This is a genomic window from Bradyrhizobium sp., assembly GCF_035570375.1.
Classification (GTDB): Bacteria; Pseudomonadota; Alphaproteobacteria; order Rhizobiales; family Xanthobacteraceae; genus Bradyrhizobium.
Genome location: NZ_DATMLW010000209.1, coordinates 14,700 through 39,880 on the forward strand (window position 1 = coordinate 14,700; position 25,181 = coordinate 39,880).

The 25,181-nt window shown below is 61.7% G+C and carries 24 protein-coding genes; 9 read left to right on the plus strand and 15 right to left on the minus strand.

Annotation, left to right across the window (positions count from 1 at the left end; all coding sequences use genetic code 11):
- Positions 1 to 107: 107 nt before the first annotated feature.
- The 6 genes from VNX23_RS22975 to hisE form a co-directional block, all read right to left on the minus strand.
- A complete protein-coding gene (locus VNX23_RS22975; protein ID WP_325633865.1) occupies positions 108 to 356 on the minus strand; it encodes a hypothetical protein in 249 nt (82 codons plus the stop codon).
- Between the two features lie 228 nt (positions 357 to 584).
- Positions 585 to 1,553, minus strand: coding sequence for a nitronate monooxygenase family protein (locus VNX23_RS22980; RefSeq protein ID WP_325633866.1), 969 nt, complete (start codon positions 1,551 to 1,553; stop codon positions 585 to 587).
- 938 nt (positions 1,554 to 2,491) lie between these two features.
- Positions 2,492 to 2,719, minus strand: a complete 228-nt coding sequence (locus VNX23_RS22985) for a hypothetical protein (RefSeq protein WP_325633867.1) — start codon at positions 2,717 to 2,719, stop codon at positions 2,492 to 2,494.
- Positions 2,710 to 3,294 (minus strand): hypothetical protein, encoded by a 585-nt coding sequence (locus VNX23_RS22990; protein WP_414643062.1) that lies wholly within the window; start codon positions 3,292 to 3,294, stop codon positions 2,710 to 2,712. Before VNX23_RS22990 ends, VNX23_RS22985 begins: the two co-directional genes overlap by 10 nt.
- A 110-nt stretch (positions 3,295 to 3,404) precedes the next feature.
- Positions 3,405 to 3,986 carry a YqaA family protein gene (locus tag VNX23_RS22995; protein ID WP_325633900.1) on the minus strand — a complete coding sequence of 194 codons (582 nt, stop codon included), beginning with the start codon at positions 3,984 to 3,986 and terminating at the stop codon, positions 3,405 to 3,407.
- A gap of 68 nt (positions 3,987 to 4,054) precedes the next feature.
- Positions 4,055 to 4,456: a phosphoribosyl-ATP diphosphatase gene (hisE, locus tag VNX23_RS23000; RefSeq protein WP_325633869.1), complete on the minus strand. Its 402-nt coding sequence runs from the start codon at positions 4,454 to 4,456 to the stop codon at positions 4,055 to 4,057.
- A gap of 388 nt (positions 4,457 to 4,844) precedes the next feature.
- Here hisE and VNX23_RS23005 point away from each other — a divergent pair, with 388 nt between their 5' ends.
- From VNX23_RS23005 to VNX23_RS23030, 6 genes are all read left to right on the plus strand, one after another.
- Positions 4,845 to 5,903, plus strand: coding sequence for an ABC transporter substrate-binding protein (locus VNX23_RS23005; protein ID WP_325633870.1), 1,059 nt, complete (start codon positions 4,845 to 4,847; stop codon positions 5,901 to 5,903).
- Positions 5,904 to 6,034: 131 nt separating this feature from the next.
- Positions 6,035 to 7,837 (plus strand): glucan ABC transporter ATP-binding protein/ permease, encoded by a 1,803-nt coding sequence (locus tag VNX23_RS23010; protein WP_325633871.1) that lies wholly within the window; start codon positions 6,035 to 6,037, stop codon positions 7,835 to 7,837.
- A gap of 353 nt (positions 7,838 to 8,190) precedes the next feature.
- Positions 8,191 to 9,633 (plus strand): D-alanyl-D-alanine carboxypeptidase family protein, encoded by a 1,443-nt coding sequence (locus VNX23_RS23015; protein ID WP_325633872.1) that lies wholly within the window; start codon positions 8,191 to 8,193, stop codon positions 9,631 to 9,633.
- A gap of 361 nt (positions 9,634 to 9,994) precedes the next feature.
- Positions 9,995 to 11,680 carry a long-chain fatty acid--CoA ligase gene (locus VNX23_RS23020; RefSeq protein ID WP_325633873.1) on the plus strand — a complete coding sequence of 562 codons (1,686 nt, stop codon included), beginning with the start codon at positions 9,995 to 9,997 and terminating at the stop codon, positions 11,678 to 11,680.
- Between the two features lie 23 nt (positions 11,681 to 11,703).
- The gene (locus VNX23_RS23025; RefSeq protein ID WP_325633874.1) at positions 11,704 to 12,258 is read left to right on the plus strand and encodes a DUF924 family protein; all 555 of its coding nucleotides are present in this window, start codon (positions 11,704 to 11,706) and stop codon (positions 12,256 to 12,258) included.
- 260 nt (positions 12,259 to 12,518) lie between these two features.
- Positions 12,519 to 13,004 (plus strand): peroxiredoxin, encoded by a 486-nt coding sequence (locus VNX23_RS23030; protein WP_325633875.1) that lies wholly within the window; start codon positions 12,519 to 12,521, stop codon positions 13,002 to 13,004.
- Positions 13,005 to 13,187: 183 nt separating this feature from the next.
- On the opposite strand, the gene rnhA is transcribed toward VNX23_RS23030, so the two are convergent.
- The 3 genes from rnhA to ispH all read right to left on the minus strand — a co-directional run bounded on the left by rnhA (position 13,188) and on the right by ispH (position 16,271).
- Entirely contained in the window at positions 13,188 to 13,640 is a 453-nt protein-coding gene (rnhA, locus tag VNX23_RS23035; protein ID WP_325633876.1) for a ribonuclease HI, read from the minus strand.
- A gap of 330 nt (positions 13,641 to 13,970) precedes the next feature.
- On the minus strand, positions 13,971 to 14,951 hold the full coding sequence (locus tag VNX23_RS23040; RefSeq protein WP_325633877.1) for a homoserine kinase: 981 nt from the start codon (positions 14,949 to 14,951) through the stop codon (positions 13,971 to 13,973).
- A 354-nt stretch (positions 14,952 to 15,305) separates the two neighbouring features.
- The gene (gene ispH / locus VNX23_RS23045; RefSeq protein WP_325633878.1) at positions 15,306 to 16,271 is read right to left on the minus strand and encodes a 4-hydroxy-3-methylbut-2-enyl diphosphate reductase; all 966 of its coding nucleotides are present in this window, start codon (positions 16,269 to 16,271) and stop codon (positions 15,306 to 15,308) included.
- A 317-nt stretch (positions 16,272 to 16,588) separates the two neighbouring features.
- On the opposite strand from ispH, the gene VNX23_RS23050 reads away from it, so the two are divergent.
- A complete protein-coding gene (locus VNX23_RS23050; protein WP_325633879.1) occupies positions 16,589 to 17,281 on the plus strand; it encodes a DUF1013 domain-containing protein in 693 nt (230 codons plus the stop codon).
- A gap of 180 nt (positions 17,282 to 17,461) precedes the next feature.
- Here VNX23_RS23050 and VNX23_RS23055 read toward each other — a convergent pair whose 3' ends face one another.
- From VNX23_RS23055 to VNX23_RS23065, 3 genes are all read right to left on the minus strand, one after another.
- On the minus strand, positions 17,462 to 17,668 hold the full coding sequence (locus VNX23_RS23055; RefSeq protein ID WP_325633880.1) for a DUF6494 family protein: 207 nt from the start codon (positions 17,666 to 17,668) through the stop codon (positions 17,462 to 17,464).
- 16 nt (positions 17,669 to 17,684) lie between these two features.
- Positions 17,685 to 17,954 carry a hypothetical protein gene (locus VNX23_RS23060; RefSeq protein ID WP_325633881.1) on the minus strand — a complete coding sequence of 90 codons (270 nt, stop codon included), beginning with the start codon at positions 17,952 to 17,954 and terminating at the stop codon, positions 17,685 to 17,687.
- A gap of 185 nt (positions 17,955 to 18,139) precedes the next feature.
- Entirely contained in the window at positions 18,140 to 20,050 is a 1,911-nt protein-coding gene (locus VNX23_RS23065) for a propionyl-CoA synthetase (protein ID WP_325633882.1), read from the minus strand.
- A 548-nt stretch (positions 20,051 to 20,598) separates the two neighbouring features.
- Here VNX23_RS23065 and VNX23_RS23070 point away from each other — a divergent pair.
- On the plus strand, positions 20,599 to 21,027 hold the full coding sequence (locus tag VNX23_RS23070; RefSeq protein WP_325633883.1) for a universal stress protein: 429 nt from the start codon (positions 20,599 to 20,601) through the stop codon (positions 21,025 to 21,027).
- 47 nt (positions 21,028 to 21,074) lie between these two features.
- Here the strand turns inward: VNX23_RS23070 and VNX23_RS23075 are convergent, their stop codons facing one another.
- Together VNX23_RS23075 and VNX23_RS23080 are read right to left on the minus strand one after the other, a co-directional pair.
- Positions 21,075 to 21,848 carry a hypothetical protein gene (locus VNX23_RS23075; RefSeq protein ID WP_325633884.1) on the minus strand — a complete coding sequence of 258 codons (774 nt, stop codon included), beginning with the start codon at positions 21,846 to 21,848 and terminating at the stop codon, positions 21,075 to 21,077.
- Positions 21,849 to 21,854: 6 nt separating this feature from the next.
- The gene (locus VNX23_RS23080; protein WP_325633885.1) at positions 21,855 to 22,658 is read right to left on the minus strand and encodes a glucose 1-dehydrogenase; all 804 of its coding nucleotides are present in this window, start codon (positions 22,656 to 22,658) and stop codon (positions 21,855 to 21,857) included.
- 171 nt (positions 22,659 to 22,829) lie between these two features.
- Here VNX23_RS23080 and VNX23_RS23085 point away from each other — a divergent pair, with 171 nt between their 5' ends.
- Complete coding sequence (locus tag VNX23_RS23085) at positions 22,830 to 24,002, plus strand: beta-propeller fold lactonase family protein (RefSeq protein WP_325633886.1); 1,173 nt, start codon at positions 22,830 to 22,832, stop codon at positions 24,000 to 24,002.
- 224 nt (positions 24,003 to 24,226) lie between these two features.
- Here the strand turns inward: VNX23_RS23085 and VNX23_RS23090 are convergent, their stop codons facing one another.
- Complete coding sequence (locus VNX23_RS23090; protein ID WP_325633887.1) at positions 24,227 to 25,147, minus strand: CoA ester lyase; 921 nt, start codon at positions 25,145 to 25,147, stop codon at positions 24,227 to 24,229.
- Positions 25,148 to 25,181 lie beyond the last annotated feature (34 nt).

The window sequence follows — 25,181 nt, forward strand, 5'->3', positions numbered from 1 at the left end:
CCCAAGAATGGGGTAAGAATTAAGGCCTAACGGTGCCGAGGCGATGGCGGCCTGATCGGCCGGCGGGGTGAAATCAGGGTGAAAACATCCGGAATCGGACCACTAGATCATGCAAAAGCGGCGAGTTCGTAGGCTTCCTGAATATCGGCAACGATGTCGGATGCCTCCCATACCGCGTCGGACGCAATCGCGCGCAGGCTGATGGTCCAGTTTCCGCCATTGCGGGATCGAGGCATGCTGATGATGTCGAATTGGACGCCGCGGCAGCGCGGATGACGCTCCAGGGCATGAGCGACCCGGCGCGTGATCTCGTCGAGGGTTGCCGGCGTTTTTGCAAATGTCGTCTCGAAATCCATGTTGTGCCCCCTCGACCGCTGGTCCGGCCGCCTGCTCACGAAAAGGCGGCGGCGGCCTTGCGACGGAATCTGGGGGAGCCTTGGTTAACGGCGCGTTAAGCGTCGAGATGACCGCGATCATACGTCAACGGCACCACCACGCGCTTGCGCGGGCTTCGTTGGCAGAGGCGAGGGCTTTCGAACTTTCAAGGCTGGAGAGAGCGATCTCGATCTCGCTTCGGCTCGATCTCACAACGGCGGATCGAAGGCTTCCTCATATTCCCTTTTGAAACGCGCGATCAGCTCAGTGGCCGGCACGATCTTTCCGACGCTGCCGACGCCCTGGCCCGAGCCCCAGATCTGCTTCCAGGCTTTCGGTCTGGTGCGCTCGCCCGAAGCGTCGGTTCCAAAACTCATCTTCGAGGCGTCGGATTGCGGAAGATTGTCGGGATCCATCCCCGCCGCGACGATCGACGGCTTGAGGTAGTTGCCGTGCACGCCGGTGAAGAGATTGGAATAGACGATATCCTCGGCGTTCGAGGTGGTGATCATCTGCTTGTAGCCCTCGACCGCGTTGGCCTCGATGGTGGCGATGAACGCCGACCCGATATAGGCGAAGTCGGCACCCAACAGGCGGGCCGCGCGGACGGCGCGGCCGTTGCCGATGGCGCCCGACAGCGCGATCGGCCCGTCGAACCACTGCCTCGTCTCCGCCACGAACGCGAACGGCGAAATCAGCCCGGCGTGCCCGCCGGCACCGGCGGAAACCAGGATCAGGCCGTCGGCGCCCTTCTCGATCGCCTTGTGCGCGAATTTCTGGCTGATCACGTCGTGAAAGACAATGCCGCCCCAGCGATGCGCGGCCTGATTGACTTCCTCGCGCGCGCCAAGCGAGGTGATGATGATCGGCACCTTGTGCTTTTCGCACAGCGCCAGATCGTGCTCGAGCCGGTTGTTGGATCGATGCACGATCTGATTGACGGCAAACGGTGCCGAGGGTTTGTCGGGATGGGCCGCGTCATATGCGGCGAGTTCTCGACGGATCCGCGCCAACCACTCGTCGAGCAGATCGGGCGGCCGCGCGTTCAGCGCCGGAAACGACCCGACAATTCCCCCCTTGCACTGCGCGATCACGAGATCAGGCACGGAGATGATGAACAGCGGCGCTCCGATCACCGGAATCGACAGACGCCCCTTGAACAAGGCAGGCATGGACATTCGTCAAATCCTCGCAGGTCATGACAGGTCATGAAAAGAGATGTCTTGCAGCGAACAAAGGATGCCAGACATCATACCAAGAACACAATCGCGACGTGCTCTGATTCTGTTTAATGAACTCCGCAAGCTTGTCGGCGATGCACTCAGCCTGCATCGGAATTTGGGCTCGCAAAGCCCGGACGTCCGGCTGTCCATTGGCAGCGAAGGGCCACGCCATCGCAAACCTGGACCAATGATGAGTGTCGCCGCGCGTGCCCCTCCCTCAGCGACCAAGCCCGTGGGGCGCAGAGCCCAGCATCTTGTCACGGGTGGATGAGATGCTTTGAAGGACCGCTTCGGGTCATGAGCGTCGGTCAACGCCCGCGAGACATTGGCCCGGTACCCCCTGGACGTCCCGGCGATAATCCCATTTATGCGCCTTCGGGCCACAAGGCGACAGGTATGAAGCCGAACGCGCCCTTTTCAAACCGGGTGAGGGTCAAGCATTGGAAGCATCCAGCCCCCGCATCTAATCGTGATTGTCGTCTCTGAACGCGAAGGCGTATTATTTAAAAAATAGGCAAAGAACAATGGAGTCAGATCCATGACGCAGACGAATTTGAGAAAGGTTGCAATAGCAACCTCGACCTTCGCATGTGTGGTACTGCTCTCCTTTGGCTGGTCTGCGCAACGCGGCATCTCGCTGTCGATCGAGAGTGCTCAGGCCCAGACCGGTCGACCCTTGACCCCCCTGAGCGTTGCCGGCGTTGCGCATCGACACTACTGGCGGGCTGCGAACGGTTACGGTGCCGGCTGGGCGGCCGGCCCTTGGGATTACTATGGTGGTAGTCCTTGCAATTACGAACGCACTATCGGGGGGTACTATCGTGGCGCGGGTTGGGACAGGTACTGGTTGTGTGGTCCAGGGGCTTACTACGGAGGTGGCCCTTGGTAAGAGGCTATGGATAGTAAAAAATCATGTGGCTGAACGCCTTTTGGACATCCAGGCCGCGTTGCTTGCCGTAGCTGTTCTGTAACGCTTGTATGCAGATAACGCCCCGCAGCACTTGCCGGCATTTGTCGTTATCGTGATGACCAAAACCGCGCTTGACCTCACAGGCACGCAGAAGCCTGGTATCTTTGTTGACGATAATGTCGATCTGGAAGGTGCGGTCGCCTACTGACACAGAGCGCGCGTGACAAAATAGTCGGTCCGGCAGTCGTCCGGCTTTCGCGTCCGGCCGGGAATCAGCACTTTGGCAGAACAGGCTTCCGTCGAATCGGCATTCAGGCTCTTGCCCTCCTTGAATCCCTTGCTTTGGCAAAGCTTGTCGGCAGCGACCTTGCAGTTTGCGGCACCGTTGGCGACCGGGCAGATCACGCGCCCCGTCACCATCGAGGAAGGCTTGGCCAGACGCGACAGGCCCTCGCCTGCGTCCTTTGCCGCATCCTTGGCGCGTGCGTTCAGATCGTCGATCGCCTCAGTCGGGCTTTTCAGGGGCGGCAGGATCGACAGCGACTTCTCCAGCATCTTTCCCATTTCGTTGAGAAGGCCCGGATTCTCCTCAGGCGTCGCCGGGGCTTGCGGCGGCGGCTGATCCGGCACTCCTTGCGGCGATAACGGCTTTGCGGGCGGCGTTGTCTGCGACCAGCCTGCGCTCGCGGCGATCACCGATATCGACAGCGCAAGACCCGCAGCCGCAACCTTCGCCCTTGACGCTGCGCGGGGCAGCACGGCCAGACTGGCGGATCGATCAAGCATCATGGCGAGCCCAACTAGTCTTTTCGCAAAACCGTTTTCACTGGCGCCGGCCGCTTCGATTCCCGATCGCGCCTTGACGCAATGCGAGCCGGCAATGCAGTTCGCGCGCTTCAAATCATCCTGAACGCGACGATGAAACCCGCCACCAGCACAGCCGCACCCAGCGACACCCAAAAGCCGAGATGCCGCTCGATCCTGACCCGAATCCATTCGCCGTAGCGGTTGAGCAGGATCGCGACCGCGAAGAAGCGGCCGCCGCGGGCGATCACCGACAACGCGATGAACAGCCAGATATTGTAATTGGCGAAGCCGGAAGTGATGGTCACGAGCTTGTAGGGGATCGGCGTCAGTCCCTTCAGCAGGATGATCCACGCGCCATATTCGGCGTAGCCGGCGCGGAAAGCCTCCACCTTGTCGCCAAGGCCGTAGAGATTGATCAGCCACTGCCCGAGCGAATCATAGAGCAGCGCGCCGATGCCATAGCCGAGAACGCCACCGAGCACGGATGCCGCGGTGCAGACCAGCGCGTAGAACCAGGCGCGCGCCGGCCGCGCCAGCGACATGGGAATCAGCATGACGTCCGGGGGCACCGGAAAAAATGAGCTTTCCGCAAATGCCACCGCGGCCATGATCCATAGCGCGTAAGGCTTGTGCGCGGCGTCGATGCACCAATCGTAGATCCGTCTCAGCATGGTGCGATCAACCACCATGGAAGCGATTTGTCCATGCCGGGAAATTAGGGATTCGGGCCGTCTTTAGACTAGTGGCGTTTGCGCAGGCCGCGCGTTTCCAGCGCGACAATTGGTCGCCGCGCCTCCCGGGGTGGGGGAACCTTGGCCAGTTTGACCGGCGACTTCGGCATCTTCTCGGCAATCCCGAGCAGATGCACGCGCCGTTCCATTTCGCGCCACACGTCCGCCGGACGCACGCCGGCCGACGCCCACAGGACCGTGAGGTTGTAGAGCAGATCGGCGCTCTCGCTGACCACGGCCTCGGCGTCGCCGCTGACGGCGTCGATCACGACCTCGATGGCCTCTTCGGCCAGTTTCTTCGCCATCTTGGCCGGGCCACGCCGAAACAGCCGTGCCGTTCGCGAAACCGCCGGATCAAGATCCTTGGCCGCGATGACCGCCAAATAGAGCCGCTCGAGCGAATCACTCATGTGCCTAAAATAATCCAAACGGGTGCCGAGCGTGTTAACGGTCAAGGCCCGCGAGCCGAAATCCGCTGGCCATAGTGACCATCGGACTAATGCAAAGAGGCGGATTCGCCCTGATCGGGCAGGCCGAGGCAGGAAGCGGCATGCGGCGCACTGTCCCAGCCGCGTCGGGGGCGGGCAACGTCTCAGCCGTAGTAATACCTTGGAACAATCAATGGGTGGTCCAAGGACCGTCAGGAACTCCGGCCTGCCGGCGCGGGAACGTCGGTGGTCGCCAAACTGCTCATCGACTGTTCAGGTTCGGTACGGCACAATGAACCCGACGCGGGACCGGCGTCACGAAACAGACATATCCGGGGTGGCAAGTACCCTGGGTCCTGGTGTGATGCTGATGCGCGCAATTCAGACCAAGTTTGCCCGCTGCCTGCTGGCCTCCCTGATTGGTCTTGCATGCGGTCTTGCATATCTGGGCACGGTCGAAGCGCTCGCCGCCGATCAAAACCGTCAACCGATCGCAATCCAGTTTTCCTTTGACCGTCCGGTTAACGCCGGGGTGGCCCCAATCATACTGGCCATGACCGATGGCCTGTTTGGATCGGAAGGGCTGGCGGTCGCGACCAACGTCGTCGCAGGATCACCAGAGGCGATCTCGCGCGTCGCCTCCGGCGACAGCGAATTCGCACTGGTCGACCTCAACGCGCTGATCCGTTTTCGCGACCAGCATCCCTCCTCCGTCAAGGCGGTGTTCATCCTGTTCAACAAGGCTCCCTACGCCATCGTCGCCCGCAAGAGCCGGGGCATCCACGCGCTTTCCGATATCGAGGGCAAGACCCTCGGTGTGGCCGAAGGCGATCTCTCGCTCTTGTTGTGGCCCGCACTCGCGCACCACAACGGCATCAAGCTTACAAGCGTGAAACAGCGGCAAATGAGTCCTGCCGTGCGCGAGCCGATGCTGTCGGCCGGCCAGGTCGATGCCGTGACCGGATTTTCCTATCTGTCCGCGGTGAATCTGAGGGACCGCGGCGTTCCGGCCGACGATCTCGCGGTGCTGCGGTTCGCCGACTATGGCTGCGAGGCCTATGGCTTTGCGGTGATCGTCAACCCCGCGTTCGCGGCACGCCGACCCGAGGCGGTGAGAGGATTTTTGCGCGCGCTGACCGCGGGCACCAGCCTTGCCATCCGCGAGCCCGCGCACGCGGTCGACGAAGTTCTCGATCACATGGACGATGGTTCGCGCGACCTTGAGCTGGAGCGCCTGCACACCGTTATCAACGACAATATCCTGACCAGCGAAGTGAAACGCAACGGCATCGGCGCCGTCGATCCGGAGCGCCTCGAGCGTTCGATCGATCAGGTCGGGGAGGATGTCAAATTCTCCAGGCGCCCTTCGGCGTCCGATATTTTCGACGACAGCTTCCTGCCCCCGCGCGGCGACCGCCTGATCAATTGAGCAAAAGGTATTTGGCGCCAGCCTCTCCCGCAATCCTGAGATTGCATCCACGCTCTTTCTTCGCTGCAATCCCCGATTAAGATACGGTTGCCCGACGATTCCGTCTGAGGTTTTTTTGGCGCTGGAGCCACATGTCCCTGCTTCGCCTCTACGCACGCGTGCTCGAGCAACTCGGCAAGGAAGCCCGGTTGGGGTGGATACTCGCCGCAGCCAATCTCTTGCTGGCGGGCGCGCAATTCGCCGAGCCGGTCCTGTTCGGCCGCATTGTCGATGTTCTCTCGGCAAAGCCGGGGCCATCCGGATCGTCGTCGGCATGGACCTTGCTGCTAGCCTGGGCGGCGTTCGGGCTGTTCACCATTATATGCAGCGCCGCGGTGGCGCTTCACGCCGATCGGCTGGCCCACCGCCAGCGCCAGGCGGTGCTGAGCAGTTATTTCGAGCACATCCTGCAATTGCCGCTGACCTTCCACACCGGCACCCATTCCGGCCGGCTGATGAAGGTGATGCTGAACGGCACCGATGCCCTGTGGCGGGTGTGGCTCGGCTTCTTCCGCGAGCATTTCGCCGCGATCATGTCGCTGGTAGTGCTGTTGCCGTTGTCGTTTTATCTGAACTGGCAGCTCGCGACCCTGCTGTTCCTCCTCTGCGTGGTGTTCACCATTCTGACGACGATGGTCGTTCGCAAGACCTACGGCATGCAAAACGAGGTCGAGACCCATTACAGCGACCTCTCCGCCCGCGCCTCCGATGCGCTCGGCAATGTCGCACTGGTGCAAAGCTTCGTGCGGATCGATGCCGAGGTGCAGGGCGTGCGCTTTGTCGCCGACAAGCTTCTGGCGGCGCAGATGCCGGTATTATCGTGGTGGGCGCTGGTCACCGTGATCACCAGGGCCTCGACCACGATCACTGTGCTTGCGATTTTCACCGTCGGCATCATTTTGCACGAGCGGGGCCTCACCTCGGTCGGCGAGATCGTGATGTTCGTCAGTTTCGCCAGCATGCTGATCCAGCGGCTCGAACAGGTGGTGAGCTTCATCAACAACGTGTTCATGGAGGCGCCGCGCCTGCAGGAATTCTTCAACGTGCTCGATGCGGTGCCCGCCGTCCGTGACCGGCCCGATGCGATCGACAGCGGGCGCCTGTCGGGACTAGTCGAGTTCAACGACGTCTCGTTCTCCTATGACGGCAAGCGGCCCGCGGTCGAGGATCTCACCTTCGTGGCGCTGCCCGGCCAGACCGTCGCGCTGGTCGGCCCGACGGGCGCCGGCAAGTCCACCGCGATTGCGCTTCTGCATCGCGCCTTCGACCCGCAGTCGGGCATCATCAAGGTCGACGGCATGGATGTGCGCGGCCTGAAGCTGGCGGCGCTGCGCCGGAATATCGGCGTGGTGTTTCAGGAAGCCCTGCTGTTCAACCGTTCGATCGCCGACAATCTGCGGGTCGGCAAGCCTGACGCCACCGACGAGGAGCTGCGGATCGCCGCACGCCGCGCCCAGGCGCTGGAGTTCATCGAGCGCAGCGAAATGGGATTCGACACCAATGCGGGCGAGCGCGGGCGGATGCTGTCCGGCGGCGAGCGGCAGCGGCTGTCGATCGCCCGCGCGCTGCTCAAGGATCCGCCGATCCTCATTCTCGATGAGGCAACGAGCGCGCTCGACGCGGTCACCGAGGCCAAGCTCAACGCCGCGCTCGATGAAGTGATGAAGGGACGCACCACCTTTGTCATCGCCCACCGGCTTTCGACCATTCGAAACGCGACGCGAATCCTGGTGTTCGACAACGGACGGGTGATCGAAAGCGGAACTTTCGATGAACTCGTAGCCAAAGGCGGCCGTTTCGCGGAACTCGCCAGGGCCCAGTTCATGATTCAGGAGAGCGCGCGGGCAAGCGCCGGTTTGCCGGAAACGGGCAGCGGCAAGGCGATCAAGATTTGAGTACCGCCGGAATTCGGCCTATTTCGTCCATGATCCTGTTACCTGATAGTGCGATTCCAGCATTCGCATCCGATCCTGGCATCCAATCCTGGCCAGGCAGCTTTGCGAACGTGAACTCGAAGGATCATTGGCAATTAAGGTTTTTGGTGGAGTCTTGAATTTGACATTCGCTTTTCGAACTCGCGCTCATTACCATAATGAATGTCAGATCCACTCCCTCAACCTCTGTTCAGCATCGGCAGGCCGGTATAGGTTCGTCCGGCCGCAAGCAACGGCGCCGAACACCGCTTGAGACCCGAACATAGTGAGAGTCCCCTTGCTGAAGGCGGATCTCAAAGGACCGGAATCGGATAGTGCATTTTCTTCGCCCGCTGTTTTGCAAACCGTTATCGAACTTGATTCTGCTCGCGACCCTCGCCGTCGCCGCGCCCTGCGCCGCGCGCGCCGAAGCGCTGCTATTGGTCGAAGCTGACAGCGGCAAGGTGCTGCAGGCCGAGAACGCGACCTATCCCTGGTACCCCGCTTCGGTGACGAAGCTGATGACCGCCTATGTGACGCTGAAAGCCGTCAAGGAAGGGCGGATCACGCTCGACACGCTGCTTACGGTGTCTCCGGTCGCGGCCGTGCAATCGCCCTCGAAGATGGGCTTCCGCCCGGGGACCCAGGTCACCGTCGACAACGCGCTCAAGATGATGCTGGTGAAGTCGGCCAACGACATGGCCGTGGTGCTCGCCGAAGGCGTCGGAGGTTCGATCGACGGCTTTTCGGCGCTGATGAACCAGAACGCGCAGCGGCTTGGCATGACGCAGACGAGTTACGTCAATCCGAACGGGCTGCCTGCGGACGGACAGATCACGTCGGCACGGGACCTGGCGATCCTTGCGCGCGCGATCATTCGCGACCTGCCGGAATACGAATATTTCGTTCACATTCCCTCGATCCGTTACGGCCGCAGGATCACCCAGAACTTCAACAAGCTGATCGGACGCTATCCCGGCGCCGACGGTTTCAAGACCGGGTTCATCTGCGCGTCCGGCTATAATCTCGTGGCTTCCGCAACGCGCGACGGCAAGCGGCTGATCGCGGTTGTGCTCGGTGCTTCGTCCGGCCAGGCGCGCGCGGTCAAGGCCGCACAGCTCCTGGAGCGCGGCTTTGCCAACAATTCGCTGGCGTGGCTGCGCCCCTCGCTCGGCACGGTCGAGAACCTCGTGCCGGTCGATGCCTCGCCGCCGAATCTGCGCGACGAGATGTGCAGCGGCAAGCGGCACAAGCCCGCGAGCGACGAGGACGAGGACACGGTCGCAAGCGGCGCGGCGGGCAACTCCCCGGCTCTGGCTTTCTTCTCGGCGGGGCTGCAACCGCCAACGCTAAAACCTTCGGAGATGCTGGCGGCAGCGCCTGCGCCGTCCGAACCGATTCCCGTCTATACCGGGCCGACGCGAACCGGTGCTGCCCTGATTGCCGCTGTCGCCGCCGACACTGCGGAACAGACCATACGCCGCGGCAAGAAGCCCCGCGTCGCGGCGAAGAAGCCGGATGCCTCGGTGGAGGCGAAGCCGGAGACCAGGGAAAAGGACGGCGCCAGGGACGGAAAACCGGCTGCAGGCAAATCCGCCACCAGGCACGCCAACGCCAAACCTGAATCCGCAAAGCCCGCGCCTGCTGCCGATAAAGCGGATGCAAAGCCGGCAAAACCCAAGGCCAGCGCCAAACCGGCGGCCAAACCGGCACCGAAGAATACAACCGGAGACGCCGGCGCCCCGGAGCTGAAATCCGCGTCCGCGCCGCGCTCCTGAGCCGGTTCTATCCCACACATTTTAATGACTAAGCCCCGTGTGCCGGGCAATTGCCATTCTTTGGTCGATCGGCCGGGTGCGTCCTCATGGTTCGAGACGCCGCGCAACGAGCGCATCTCCTCACCATGAGGGGCCGAAATGTACCGGAATTGCCGACCTCATCCCGAGGAGGCGCGTAAGCGCCGTCTCGAGGGATAGTCCTTAACTTTGCACCGATTACCACGTCGGCAGGATCACATACGATTGCCTTGGCCGACTGCCGCTTGCCATCTGCCACGGCAACGCCAATACTACCAAGAAAGAAGCGTCCGGCGCCGGCAAGCGGGCGAAAGGCGAGGAAACTAACCGGGAGGAAAGGATCATGGAGCGGATCTGGCTCAAGCAATATCCGGCTGGCGTGCCCGCCGATATCGACGTGACCCAATACTCATCCCTGGTCGAACTGCTGGAAGAGAGCTTTGCGAAGTTCAGGGAGCGCAAGGCCTTCATCTGCATGGACAAGTCCATCAGCTTCCACGACCTCGACGAGATGTCGCTGGCGCTCGCGGCCTATCTGCAAAGCAAAGGCATGCAGAAAGGCGCACGCGTCGCGCTGATGATGCCCAACGTGCTGCAATATCCGATCTCCACCACCGCGGTGCTGCGCGCAGGATTTGCGGTCGTCAACGTCAACCCGCTCTACACCCCGCGCGAACTCGAGCATCAGCTCAAGGATTCCGGCGCCGAGGCGATCATCGTGCTGGAGAATTTTGCAACGACCGTCGAACAGGTGATGGGCAAGACCTCGCTCAAGCACGTGATCGTCGCCAGCATGGGCGATTTGCTCGGCCTCAAAGGCGTGATCGTCAACCTCGTGGTGCGGCGGGTGAAGAAGATGGTGCCGCCCTACTCCATCCCGCGTGCGGTGGCGTTCAACGAGGCGCTCGCCGCCGGCCGTGGCATCAAATTCGAAAAGCCCCACCTCACGCGCGAAGACGTCGCCTTCCTGCAATATACCGGCGGCACCACCGGCGTCTCCAAGGGAGCGACGCTACTCCATCGCAACATTCTCGCCAACGTGCTGCAGAACGACGCCTGGCTGCAGCCGGCGCTGGACAAGCCGCCCCACGTCGATCAATTCTTCAACGTCTGCGCGCTGCCGCTCTACCATGTGTTCGCGCTGACGGCGTGTTTCCTGCTGGCGGTGCGCACCGGCGGCGTCAACCTCCTGATCCCGAACCCGCGCGACATGCCCGGCTTCGTCAAGGAGCTGATGAAATACCAGATCACCAGTTTCCCCGCGGTCAACACGCTCTACAACGGCCTGTTGCACACGCCCGGCTTCGACAAGGTCGATTTCTCCAGGTTGAAAAGCTCGTTCGGTGGCGGCATGGCGACGCAGCGACCGGTCGCCGAGAAATGGCTGGCCGTAACCGGATGCCCGCTGTCGGAGGGCTACGGCCTGTCGGAGACCTCGCCGACGCTGACCTGCAACCCGGCCGACACCGACCGCTTCACCGGCTCGATCGGCCTTCCCGTTCCTTCGACCTGGCTTTCGATCAGGGACGACGATGGCAACGAAGTGCCGCTCGGCGAGGCGGGCGAAATCTGCGCCAAGGGTCCGCAGGTGATGGCCGGATACTGGAACCGGCCGGAAGAGACCGCCAAGGTGATGACGGCGGATGGCTACTTCCGCACCGGCGACATCGGGGTGATGGACGAAAGCGGCTACACCAGGATCGTCGACCGCAAGAAGGACATGATCCTGGTCTCCGGCTTCAACGTCTATCCGAACGAGATTGAGGAAGTGATCGCGAGCCATCCCGGCGTGCTCGAATGCGCCGTGATCGGGGTGCAGGACGACAGGTCCGGCGAAGCGGTCAAGGCCTTCATCGTCAGGAAGGACCAGAACCTCACTGCCGAGGACGTGATCAAGTTCTGCAGCACCCAGCTGACGGCCTACAAGGTGCCCAAGCAGATCGAATTCAGGACAACGCTGCCGAAGACCAATGTCGGCAAGATCCTGCGCCGCGAACTGCGCGACGAAAAGAAGGCCGCGGCCGCCTGAAGACTGGCGGACGCGGAGCTTTCATGAGCGAAGCTTTTGACCCGACGCCTGACGACGTTGTCGCATTCTGGCGCGAGGCCGGCCCTGAGCGCTGGTACAAGAAGGACGAGGCGTTCGACGCGCTCATCCTCGGCCGATTCCTGACGCTCTGGCAGAAGGCGGCCGCCGGCGAGTTGTCCTCCTGGGAATCTTCGGACGAGGGCGCGCTGGCGCTCGTGATCGTGCTCGATCAGTTTCCGCGCAACATGTTTCGCGACGATGCCAGGACCTATTCCAGCGATGCCAGGGCGCGCGAGGTCGCTGCCCGCGCGATCGCCCGCGGCGCGGATGCGCGGATCGACCCTGGCCTGCTGGAATTCCTCTATATGCCGTTCATGCACTCGGAAGAGCTTTCGGACCAGCTCCGCTGCGTCGAGCTGTTCCGCAAATCCGGTGATCCCGGTAACCTCGAATATGCCGAGGGACATGCCGAGATCATCCGCCGCTTCGGCCGCTTTCCTCACCGCAATCGCATTCTCGGACGGTCGACCACGCCAGAGGAGCAGGCGTATCTCGACCAGGGTGGATTTTCCGGCTAGTGCGGCGGATTTGACATTCGCGTGGAATATCCACGAACAGTTATAGCGAATGTCAAATCCAAAGCCGCACTAGATAATAATATTTGCTAGTGTCCCTTTGGTTCTGACATTCGTAAAAGAGGTCGCCGCAATATCGTACGAATGTCAGAACCGGGACACTGATGACTGGATGAGCCCATTGCCGTTTTCGTGGGCCCGAATATTGTGCCGCCGGCCGGCCCGGTCTAAGAAACCATTCGCTATCCAGAGGGAGAAACACGATGACCATCAAAGTTGGCGACAAGCTGCCCGAGGCCAAGTTTCGCGTGATGACGGCGGACGGACTGCAGGTCAGGACCACCGACGATATCTTCAAGGGCAGGAAGGTCGCGCTGTTTGCCGTGCCCGGCGCCTATACCGGTACCTGCCACAAGATGCACTTGCCGAGCATCTTCCTCAATGCCTATGCCATCAAGGACAAGGGCGTGAATACGATCGCGATCGTTTCGGTCAATGATGCTTTCGTGATGAACGCCTGGAAGCGCGACACCGACCAGCGCGACGAAGCCACCTTCCTCGCCGACGGCAACGCTGAATTCACCAAGGCGATCGGCATGGAGCTCGACGCTTCCGGCAACGGGCTCGGCATTCGCTCCCATCGCTATTCGATGCTGGTGGACGACGGTGTGGTGAAGAAGCTCAATCTCGAGCCGGCGCCGGGCAAGGTCGAGGTTTCCGGCGGCGATACGCTGCTGGGGCAGCTTTAAGCTACACCGCGCGCCCCACCCTCTCCCCTTGCGGGAAAGGGTGGTTTCGAGCGTCAGCGAGAAACCGGGTGAGGGGTTCTTTTCCGCGAGAGGCCTCACCCCTCACCCGCCCTCAATGCTTTGCATTTCGGGCACCCTCTCCCACAAGGGGAGAGGGTGCCAACGTCCCCCGATTTTTCGCAACTACCCCTTCAATCTCGCCATCGCCACGCCGTCGCGCGCCAGTTGATCGGCGCGCTCATTGGCGTCGTGGCCGGCGTGGCCCTTGACCCAATTCCAGCGTACCTGATGCGGCTTTAGCGCCGCATCCAGCCGTTGCCACAACTCCGCATTCTTCACCGGCTTCTTGTCCGCGGTGCGCCAGCCGTTTTTCTTCCAGCCATGGATCCACCCCGTGATGCCTTGACGCAGATACTGGCTGTCGGTGTAGAGGTCGACCAGGCAGGGCTTCCTGAGCGCTTCCAGCGCGGAGATGGCCGCCATCAACTCCATGCGGTTGTTGGTGGTGTGCGGCTCCCCTCCCTTCAATTCCTTTTCGACCTCGCCGAATTTGAGGATCGCACCCCATCCGCCGGGACCCGGGTTGCCCGAGCACGCGCCGTCGGTATGGATGGTGACGGAGGGAAGCGAACTCACGCTAGTGTCCCGGTTCTGACATTCGTATCATGTTGCGGCGACCTCTCTTACGAATGTCAGAACCGTGGGGACACTAGTGGTCCGATTCTAACATTCGCTTCCCATTGTAGCAGGCACTTTTGCGAATGTTAGAATCAAAGGACCACTAGCAAATATAAGATTCTAGTGGAGTTTAGGATTTGACATTCGCTTAACGGGCTTGCGGCCAATTGGGTAGCGAATGTCAAATCCACTCCACTAGCAAATATTATTTTCTAGTGCGGCTTTGGATTTGACATTCGCCACAACTGTTCTCGGATATTCCGCGCGAATGTCAAATCCAAAGCCGCACTAGTTTTTTCCGGAAGTCGCGACGCCGTAGTCGCGGATCGTGGATACGCTCTGCTGAAAGCGCAGCTTGCGGACATACTCCATCGGGTCCCTTGGCCGCACCAGCGCCCCCTTCGGCACGTTCAGAAAATCGACCAGACGCGTCAGCAGGAAGCGCAACGCCGCGCCGCGTGCCAGTAGCGGCAACGCGCTGACCTCAGCTAACGACAGTTTTCGCACCTTTCCATAGGCGCTCAAGAAGGCACGCGCCTTGGTGACGTCGAACGAGCAATCGCTCTCAAAGCACCAGGCGTTGAGGCAGATGGCGACGTCATAGGCCAGCATGTCGGTGCAGGCGAAGGTGAAATCGATGAGGCCGGATACCCGCTCGCCGAGAAAGAATACGTTGTCGGGAAACAGATCGGCGTGGATCACGCCGATCGGCAAATCCTTCGGCCAGATGTTGCCCTCGAGAGAATCGAGTTCGGCGGCAAGGAAATCACGCAATCCGATTTGCACCTCCTCGGCGCGCGGGGCGGCCTGCTCGAACAGGGGCCGCCAGCCCGACACCGACAGCGCGTTGGCGCGCACCATGGGGAAATCGGCGCCGGCCAGATGCATCTGGGCCAACGCCGCGCCGACACCGGCGCAATGGGCGGTATTCGGCTTGCGCGGCCAGACGCCTTCCAGAAAGCTGATGATCGCCGCCGGACGGCCAGCGAGAGCGCTCAAGGCTTCGCCGCTCTTGTTTTTCACCGGCTGCGGGCAGCTCAGCCCGCGCGAGGCGAGATGCGTCATCAGGCTGAGAAAAAACGGCAGGTCGCTTTTGGCGACCCGCTTCTCATACAGCGTCAGGATGAAATAGCCCGAACTTGTGTGCAGCAGGAAATTGGAATTCTCGACGCCCTCGGCGATGCCCTTGTAGGACAAGAGTTCGCCGATCTCGTATTGGCTCAGGAATTCCCCAAGCTCATCGGCGGCGACGTCGGTGTAAACCGCCATGTAGCGTCCCGATTTATGAAGTTCGCCTGCCCTCGCCCTACCCTCCGATGCGAACTTCCTACATCAAAGGAACGCTAGTGTGGCGGTTCAGAAGTCCGCATCATTATTGCCGCCAGTTCGTCATGCGGACTTCTGAACCAAAGCCACACTAGAAACAATGACTTGCTAGTGTCCTTTCGATTCCGAAGTTCGTAAACGAATATGCCGCGCAATGATACGAACTTCGGAATCAGGACACTAGCGCCTTTTCGGTTCTGATTGAATCAGAACCGAGGCTCTAATGGTCCTTTGATTCTAACATTCGCCAGAATGCCTGCCGAGACGGGGAGCGAATGTTAGAATTGGACCACTAGACTATTCCGCTGCGTCAGGCCGCAGCGAACGCGGCAACGGGAAGAACTCGTTTTCTTCCGCCGCCGAGACCGTCTCCACGTGCAGGTCGTAGCGCTCGGCGAACGCGCCCATGATTTCCTCGACGATCACTTCCGGTGCGGACGCACCCGCCGTGATGCCGAGGCTGGTGATGCCTTCGAATCTCGACCAGTCGAGATCGCCGGCGCGTTGCGCCAAAACGGCGATCGGGCAGCCTTCGCGTTCGGCGACTTCGCGCAGCCGCTGCGAATTCGACGAATTGGGCGCTCCGACCACGATCAAAGCGTCGACCACGGGCGCCACCTTCTTCACCGCAAGCTGGCGATTGGTGGTGGCGTAGCAGATGTCTTCCTTGTGCGGACCCGAGATGTTGGGAAACCGCTCCTTGAGCATGGCAACGATCTCTGCGGTGTCGTCGATCGACAGCGTGGTCTGGGTCACAAAGGCAAGGTTGTCCGGATTCCTCGGGGTGAAGGTCGCGGCGTCCTCGGCGGTCTCGATCAGCGTCACCGCGCCCGTCGGCAATTGTCCGAGCGTGCCGACAACCTCCGGATGATGGGAGTGGCCGATCAAAAGGATTTCGCGGCCGCGCTTGAAATGGATCGCCGCCTCGCGATGCACCTTGGTGACCAGCGGGCAGGTGGCGTCGAGCGAGAAGAAATTTCGGGCGCGGGCTTCCGCGGGCACTGATTTCGGAACCCCGTGGGCCGAGAACACCACCGGCGCGTCGGTATTGTCGGGGATTTCCGCCAGTTCCTCGACGAAAATCGCCCCCTTGGTCCTGAGGCTGTCGACGACATAGCGGTTGTGGACGATCTCGTGGCGGACATAGACCGGAGCGCCGTAGATCGCCAGCGCCCGTTCGACCGTATCGATCGCCCGGACCACGCCCGCACAGAAGCCCCGTGGCGAGCAAAGCACGATTTTCAGGGGTGGTTTGGCTGGCATGGGGCTGTCTCGGACCGAATCGCCCCGGGCGGGCCGGAACAGGCGATTCACATAAGGAAAATTCGTTAAAGGACTTGTCGTTACGGGACTTGTCGCTAGAGGACTTGGGCCGGCTTTGGGGCGCTGTCAAGGGCGTCCAGGGTCCCGATTACGAGGTTGTATCATGGGTTCGTATCATGGGCGGCGGCTCGCCCCGCCACTCCTGCAAGCCATTGCGCCATCGGCCCTGGAAGGCTTATATAAGGCGTAATTCCCGTCATCGCTGATGACCACGGCTTCGCCCTTAAGGGGTGGGCGAAGCGCCAAGGAGATTTGCCATGAGCAATGCACCGCTGATGCCAAAGGCTACGGCCGTGTGGCTGGTCGATAATACCGCTCTAACCTTCGATCAGGTGGCCGATTTCACCAAAATGCACCCGCTCGAGGTCCGCGCCATCGCCGATGGCGACGCCGCCCAGGGCATCAAGGGCATGGACCCGATTTCGACCGGCCAGCTCACCCGTGACGAGATCGAAAAGGGTGAAAAGGACCCGAATTACCGGCTCAGGATCGCCGAAAGCAAAGTGACGCTGCCGCCGCAGGCCAAGAAGAAGGGCCCACGTTACACGCCGGTCTCGCGCCGGCACGAACGGCCGAGCGCGATCCTGTGGCTGGTGCGCAATCACCCGGAATTGAAGGACGCGCAGATCATGCGACTGGTCGGCACCACCAAGACCACGATCGCCAGCGTCCGCGACCGTACCCACTGGAATGCCTCCACCCTGACCCCGATGGACCCGGTGACGCTTGGCCTTTGCTCGCAGATCGAGCTCGATTTCGAGGTCCAGCGCGCAGCCAAGGAGAAGCCGGTTGATACCGGTTACGGCGGCGCCACCCTGCTGCCGGCCTCCGAGACCACGCGCAAGGAGCCCGAGGTCGAGGTTTCGGAGAAACAGCGCGAGGATCTCAACGTCGATGCCGTCTTCGCCAAGCTGAAGACCATTGGTGGCAAGAAGCAGGAGCAGGAGTAGGCGCGGGTTAGTCCTTGGCTTACGCGCGCGCTCCCAATATTCCTCCCGTCATGCGCGGGCTTGACCCGCGCATCCACGTCTTACTTTCTGATTGGGGAGAAAAAGACATGGATGGCCGGGTCGAGCCCGGCCATGACGAAGGTGAGAGTGGTGATATCCCGGTCAGACACCTGATCGGCTCTAGCCCAGCTCGATCTCGTCGTCGATCTCGTGCGAAAGACTGAGGCCGCCGATGGTGAGAACCATTTTGGCCGGCAGCTTCTCGTGGCCCTTGAGGCGGCCCGAGGCGAGCGCATCGCGAACCGACCTTTCGATTTCGCGCTGCGAGGTGATGCCGACTTTTTTCAAAAACCTGCGCAGGCTGGTGTTGAAGACGTCTTCGTTCATGAGGACCTCCCGAATTTCAAGGCCGGACCGGATTGTTCAGCATATATTCCCCGAGATCGCGCTGCTTCTTGTCGGCGCGCGCGATCGCGTTGCCGCGCTGGGCGTCGCGGTCCTTGCGGCAGGCGACGTATTCGGGTGAGCCGACCGCGACCTTGCCGCCGGCACGGCAGAACGTGTCGTCATCTTCGCTTAAGCTCGAGCTGACCGGCAACTCATTGCGCTTGGCGCAGGAGGAAAGCGTCAGCGCGGCAAGCGCCAAAACCAGAAGTGCGAATTGGCGCCTCATGCGCAGATACCCTGATCTTTCGTCATTGCCGGGCATTGCCGTTCGAAGAACGGCGTCGCTTCCGCTCGCCTATGCCCCGGCAATCCATCAAAAACAAGGCATGTTTCAGATAGATGCCCGAGCCTTCGCCACGCCGAAGGGGTTTCGGCCCCGCAGGCGGGGCAAGCCCGGGCATGACTGCTGGATCACACCCTGCCCTTCAATGCCTCGCCGATCTCGTCGAGCACCTTCGGATCCTCGATGGTGGCGGGCATCGCCCATGGTTCGCCGTCGGCGATCTTCTTGATGGTGCCGCGCAGGATTTTGCCCGAGCGCGTCTTCGGCAGCCGGCCGACCGTGATCGCGAGCTTGAAGGCGGCGACGGGACCGAGTTTTTCACGCACCAGCGACACGATCTCCTTTTCGATCTCGCCTGCGCTGCGGGTCACACCGGCCTTCAGCACCAAAAAGCCGCAGGGCACCTCGCCCTTGATCGCGTCCCTGATGCCGAGCACGGCGCATTCGGCGACGTCGGGATGGGAAGCAAGAATCTCCTCCATGCCGCCGGTGGAGAGACGATGACCGGCGACATTGATGATGTCGTCGGTGCGCCCCATCACCCAAACGTAGCCGTCCTCGTCGACAAAGCCGGCATCGGAGGTCTTGTAGTAGCCGGGAAATTCGGTGAGGTAGGACTCCCTGAAGCGATCATCCTGCTGCCATAGCGTCGGCAGGCAGCCAGGCGGCATCGGCAGCTTGATCACGATCGAGCCCATGGTATTCGCAGCCAACGGCTTGGCCGCCTCATCGACGACGTCGACCTGATAGCCCGGCATCGGCACGGTCGGCGAGCCGTGTTTCACCGGAAGCATTCCGAGCCCGACCGGATTGCCGGCGATGCACCAGCCGGTTTCCGTCTGCCACCAGTGATCGATCACCGGCACCTTCAACTGTTGTTCCGCCCATTCCACCGTCGGCGGGTCGGCGCGCTCGCCCGCCAGAAACAGCGTGCGGAATTTCGACAGGTCGTATCGGCGAATGAACTTGCCTTCCGGGTCTTCCTTGCGGATGGCGCGGAACGCGGTCGGCGCGGTGAACAAGGCCACCGCCTTGTGCTCGGAAATAAGGCGCCAGAATGCGCCGGCGTCCGGCGTGCCGATCGGCTTGCCCTCGTACATGATCGAAGTGGCGCCATGAAACAACGGCCCGTAGATGATGTAGCTGTGACCGACCACCCAGCCGATATCGGAGCCGCACCACCAGACCTCGCCGGGCTTGACGCCGTAGAGATTGAACATCGACCATTTCACCGCGACCAGATGCCCGCCATTGTCGCGCACCACGCCTTTGGGTACGCCGGTGGTGCCTGACGTGTAGAGGATGTAGAGCGGATCGGTCGCGAGAACGGGGACGCAGTCGGCGGATTTTTTTGCCTTGATGGCCGCAGCCCGCAAGTCGGCCCAATCGTGGTCGCGCCCCGCGATGAGGTCGCAAGAGGCTTGCGGCCGCTGCAGGATGATGCAAGCGATCGGCCTGGCGCTGGAGAGCCTGATCGCCTCGTCGAGCAGCGGCTTGTATGACACGATGCGGCCGGGCTCGAGCCCGCAGCTTGCCGAGAAGATCAGCTTCGGCTTGGCATCGTCGATCCGGGTCGCCAGTTCCCTGGCGGCGAAACCGCCGAACACCACCGAATGCACCGCTCCGATTCGCGCGCAGGCCAGCATCGCGACCACGGCTTCCACCACCATCGGCATATAGAGGATGACGCGATCGCCTTTCGCAACGCCAAAGTCGGCCATGATCGCCGCAAGCGTCTTCACTTCGTTCAGCAACTCGGCATAGGTCAGCCTCGTTTGGCTGCCCGAGAGCGGGGAATCGTGAATCAATGCCAGCTGGTCGGCGCGCCCGCCTGCGACGTGGCGATCGAGCGCGTTGTAACAGCTGTTGACCACCGCACCCGTAAACCAGCGGCCGTAAAGTCCCTGTGACGGATCGAAGATTTTCCTGGCGGGCTCGATCCAGTCGATGTCGCGGGCGGCCTCGCCCCAAAAGCCTTCGGGGTCCCGGAGCGAACGGGCATGAATCTCGTGATAGCGACTGTTGCCCTGGATGTTCATGGCGCAGCTCCCGTTCGACACGATTTTTCACGGCCTGCAAAGCATCCAGCATGGACGGGCTGGACCCATCCAGCCATGACCAGGATCAAAGCGGCCGTTTTCAGCTCATTTTGGTGGGAAGCGGCGCCAGATCAAGCGGGAATGACTGCGTCCTTCGGCTAAAGGCGACCAGAGCGTGTGCTCACAATGCGCGCCATGCCCTCAATATCGCCTTGAGAGCCGAAGTCGCCAGAGATCAGAAACGGGTCATAAACCGACCTCGTCGCGGACGGCAACTTGTCCGGTGCGCCCGCTCAGGGCGGACATGAAGGGCTGGCGCGCCGAACGTCGGCTCGGACCACGAGCGGAAAACCGTTGATATCGTTCTGCTATGGTGTCCGCTTTTTGGGCGCAAGTCCAAGCGGCCGGATTTCCGCTTCGGCCAAATAGCAAACATCTGGTCGAGGCACGATGGGCCGAGATTGATTTATCTCAAGACTGGATCCGAAACGCGGGCCCAGCTTACATACGCAAGGCAGCGATGCGTCCAGACAATCGGGAGGTGAAGCATGTACCGGCATATTCTCATTCCGACAGATGGGTCGGAGCTAGCGCAGCATGGGGTGGCGCATGGGTTGGCGCTGGCGAAATCCCTTGGAGCCAGGGTATCTGTAATCTTCGTTGTGGAACCATTTTCAGAAATGACTGGGCGGTTCCTTGAAGCAGTCGCAACATACGCCGAGCTGCGCAAGGAACAGGCCACGAGCGCCCTGGATCGCGCGGCAAAGGAAGCCAAGGAGGCTGGTGTTTCCTGCGAGACGATTCAGCTGGAGAACGGGCAACCCCATCAAGCCATCATCGCAGCTGCCGAGGACAAAGGCTGCGATCTCATTGTGATGTCGTCGCACGGGCGCAGCGGACTTGCCGTTCTTCTAATCGGCAGTGTGACAAACAAGGTGCTGACGCACGCGAAAACCCCCGTACTGGTTTGTCAGTGAATGTACGGAAGCTCACCTCTTGCCGTACTCCGTGAACACGCAAAGAGCTAGTGCCGATCGAGCGCCATCAGGCGATCGAGCCGCTGGCGCATCATCTTCTGCAAATCGAAATCCGGCCGGCCGAACTCGGCATTGCGGCGGGCGAGGAACTCATCCTGCTCACGCTGCATGGCGCGGCCGGCGCTACGATCATCCTTGCCCGCCTCGCGGACGATCTTGGTATTTACGGCGTTGATCTCGCGGTCGAGATTGGCAAGCTCCGGATTGGCACAGATCGCCTTTTCGACCGGACGTCTGGCCGTGGCGCAATTGAAGCTCGGCCTGTTGTTGACCGCGATCATCGCGCCGATGCGCTCGATCTCGAGCGACAGCGACTTGTAATTGGCCCGTGCAGCCGCGTGATTTGGGTTGAGCTTGACTGCCGTGCCGAAATCACCCAGCGCGCGCGGCCGGTCACTCTTCTTGCGCCAGAGCTCGCCGCGGGCATTGAAAATATCGGCCAGCGTCGGGTCGAGCCGGAGCGCCAGATCATAGTCGGAAATCGCGCGGTCGATCTGCTCCTTGCGCTCATGGGCGGCGGCGCGCGCGATCGCAGCCTTGATGCGGTCGGCCTTGGCCGCCTTGTCGTTGTCGATCAGCGGAGCACAATCGGCAATGATCCGCTCGTCTTCACGGGCGGTGACCGCGGCCATGCAAGGCGCGGAATCGATCTGCTCTTCGGTCGGCTCGGTGGTCGCCGCGGACGCGCAATTCGGCATAACCTGCGAAGCCATGCAAGCGATCACCAGGCCTGCGATCAGGGCTGTGAAGGTTCGTCGCATCAAAATTCAGGTCACTTTGAGCGTGATCCCGCCATCGACCACGAGCTCGATGCCGGTAATGTATTTCGATTCGTCGGAGGCGAGAAACAGCGCCGCGTTGGCGACATCCCAGGCGTCGCCCATGTGTCCCATCGGTACCTGCGCATCGCGCGCGCGCCACATCGCTTCGATGTCACCCCTCGCATAACTCGCCGCAAGGCCTGCGGAATGCTCCACCATCGGCGTCTTCATCAGCCCAGGCAGGATCGCGTTCACCCGCACCTTCTTAGGTGCGAATTCCACCGCCGTGGTGCGCGTCATCTGGTTCATCGCGGCCTTGGTCGTGCCATAGGTGACGTAGGATATGCCGAGGTGACGGATGGAGGCGATGGAAGAGATATTGATGATCGAGCCGCCGCGCTGCGCCACCATCACCGGGATGACGTGCTTCATGGCAAGGAACGCGCTCTTGAGATTGACGGCGAACACACGGTCCCAGTCGGATTCCGCCACGTCGATCACGCTTCCTGTTTCGGCGATGCCGACATTGTTGTCGAGCACGTCGATGCGGCCGTAAGCATTCAGGCAGGCCGAAACCATGGCCGCGATGTCTTCGGCGCGCGAAGCATCCGCGGTGAAGGCGGTCGCCTTGCCGCCCTCGGATGCGATGATGCCAGCGGTCTCTTCCGCGGCCGCCGCGTTTCGATCGACGCAAAACACCTGCGCACCCTGGCGCGCAAAGGTCACGGCGGTGGCCTTGCCATTGCCCCAGCCCGGCCCGATCGAACCGGCACCAACCACGATCGCTGTCTTTCCGTTGAGGCGTCCCACCCGGCATCTCCGTCTTCCGTCGAAATTGACCGGACGAAAGCCCATGGTCAACCCATCCCAATGGATGGCCCCGGAGAACCGCTCCGCTCTAGCAAGGACGCCGTTCCCCGCATACTGTGGCGCCCGCGAACCGGTCCGACAGAGGCCGGTCCTGTCGTGGAGAACGCCATAATGCCCGTCTTTCGTACCGTCGGATTATCATTTGTTGCCGCAGTCCTGCTTTGCAGCGCGCCCCTCAATCTCACCCACGCCAAACCGTTCATGATCGTCGGTCTCGACGAGAAGGTTTGGTGGGACGATGATGGCAAGGTCGTCCTCTCGCCGCCCGGCAAGGACCAGGTCCTGCTCGTCGACCTTGCCGATCCCGAAAATCCCAAGATCGCAGCCACGCTGCCGCTGGAAAATTCGGTAGTCGGGCCGCCGGTCAATCTCGACATCGATCCATCCGGTTCGGTCGCGCTCGTTGCGAATTCGGTCGACGTGGTGAAAGAGGGCGAAGCGCTGAAGCAGGTCCCGGACAACAAGATCTTCGTGATCGATCTGAAGGCCAACCCGCCGAAGCTCGCAGCCACCATCACCGGCGGCAAGCAGCCTTCGGGCCTGAGCTTCAGCCCGGACGGCAAGATGGCGCTGGTCGCCAATCGCGGCGACAATTCGGTCAGCGTGCTCTCCGTCAACGGCACCGACGTCAAGGTCACCGACACCATCAGCTTTCCCGACAGTGTGGCGCATGTGCTGTTCACGCCCGACGGCAAGCGGGCGCTGGCCGTCCGATTCCCGGCGCACAAGGTGAGCGTGCTCGACGTCAACGGCGACAAGGTGACGTATAACAAGGTCGACCTGCCAACCGGCCAGTGGCCCTACAACGTGGTGGTGACGCCGAACGGCAAGATCGCGCTGACCTCGGATAACGGCAATTCAGGCGCCTCGGACGGCAGTGTCGACACCACGAGCGTGATCGACCTCGAAGCCAACCCGCCACGGATCATCGATCGGGTGGTGGTCGGTGACGGTCCCGAAGGGCTTGCGATGTCCCCGAAGGGTGATGTTGCAGTGGCTGCGATCCTGCGCGGCTCCAACAACAAGAAGGCGTTCTACTACAACGAGAACGGCAGCCTCTCGATCCTGAAAATCGACGGCAAGAAGGTGACCAAAACCCAGGATATCGAGGTCGGCGGATTGCCCGAAGCGGTCGTGTTCACGCCGGATGGCAAATATCTTCTCGCCGGCAACTACATCACCCAGGATTTTTCGATCCTCAAGGTCGACGGCAGCAACGTCACCGACACCGGCAAGCGGTTCAAGGTGCCCGGTCATCCGGCCTCGGCGCGGATCGGGCATTAATCGTCCGATCGCTTCGATGACTCGGTTCGCCTCGCCTGCAGTCGGTGCAGAGATTCGCACACTAAACGCAATCTCTCTTATCCCTCCCCCACGAGCGTGAGCGAGTAGTGGGGAGGGTCGAGGCGAGTAAAACGAGCGTCGGGGTGGGGGAGTAAGAAGAGACCCTCCACCCTGGCCTCCGCTTTGCTTCGGCCTTCCCTCCCCACCGCTTCGCGGGGGAGGGATTATCCGCCATCGCCGAATTGGCCAGAGCCGCCGCGCTCGAACTGCCGTAAAGCCTCGCCGCGGGCGAGCAGGCGTTGGGCGTTGCCGTAGGTCGGCAATTCCACCAGCGAGCCATCCAGCTCAACACGCGCCTCGCCCTTCGCGCGGGCCGATTCGAACGCCGCGACGATGTCGCGGGCATGACCGATCTCTTGATCATCCGGTGACAGTATCGCGTTGACGACGGCGGCATGGGAGGGATCGACCAGGCTTTTTGCGACATAGCCCAATCTTCGCGCCCAGCGCGTATCACGCCCCACACCCTCGACATCGCCCCAGGTATAGGGACAGTCGATTGCTACGACGCCGGCCGCAACGCATTCGACGATGAAGCGCTGCCGGCAATAAGCGAGTTCAAGGCCGTCCTGTCCGCGCTCGGCGCCGAGGTCTGAGGCGAGGTCTTCGGCGGCGAGCAGGCAGGCTGTCGTTCGCGGGCTTGCCTTCGCAATCACAGCCGTCTGGACCAGCCCACGGGCGAATTCGATATTCGGCAGCAAGGCTGTGGAGCCGGAAGCAATGCCGTAGTCGCGTTCGAAGCGCGTCACCGCCTCATCCAGCCGCAACACCTGATGCGGCTCGGCGACTTTCGGCGGCGCCACGATATCGGGCGCGCCGCGCATCACCGCCGCCAGATCGTCCATGCCGTCCTGCTCGAGCGGATTGACGCGTACCGCGACCACGGCGCCCTCCGCCCGCCATGCGCGATAGAGATCGCTCGCGAGCGAGCGCGCCAGCGGCCGGGACGATGGCGGCGTAAAATCCTCCAGCTCCTGAATCAAAACGTCGGCGCCGCTTGCCGCTGCACGAGGCAACACAGCTTCATTCGCACCTTCGAGGAACAGCCAGGACCTGCAGAGTTGCGCGGGTCGGATGCGGCGCATCGAACTTGTCCTTGAGCGGAATTCTACCTCACCG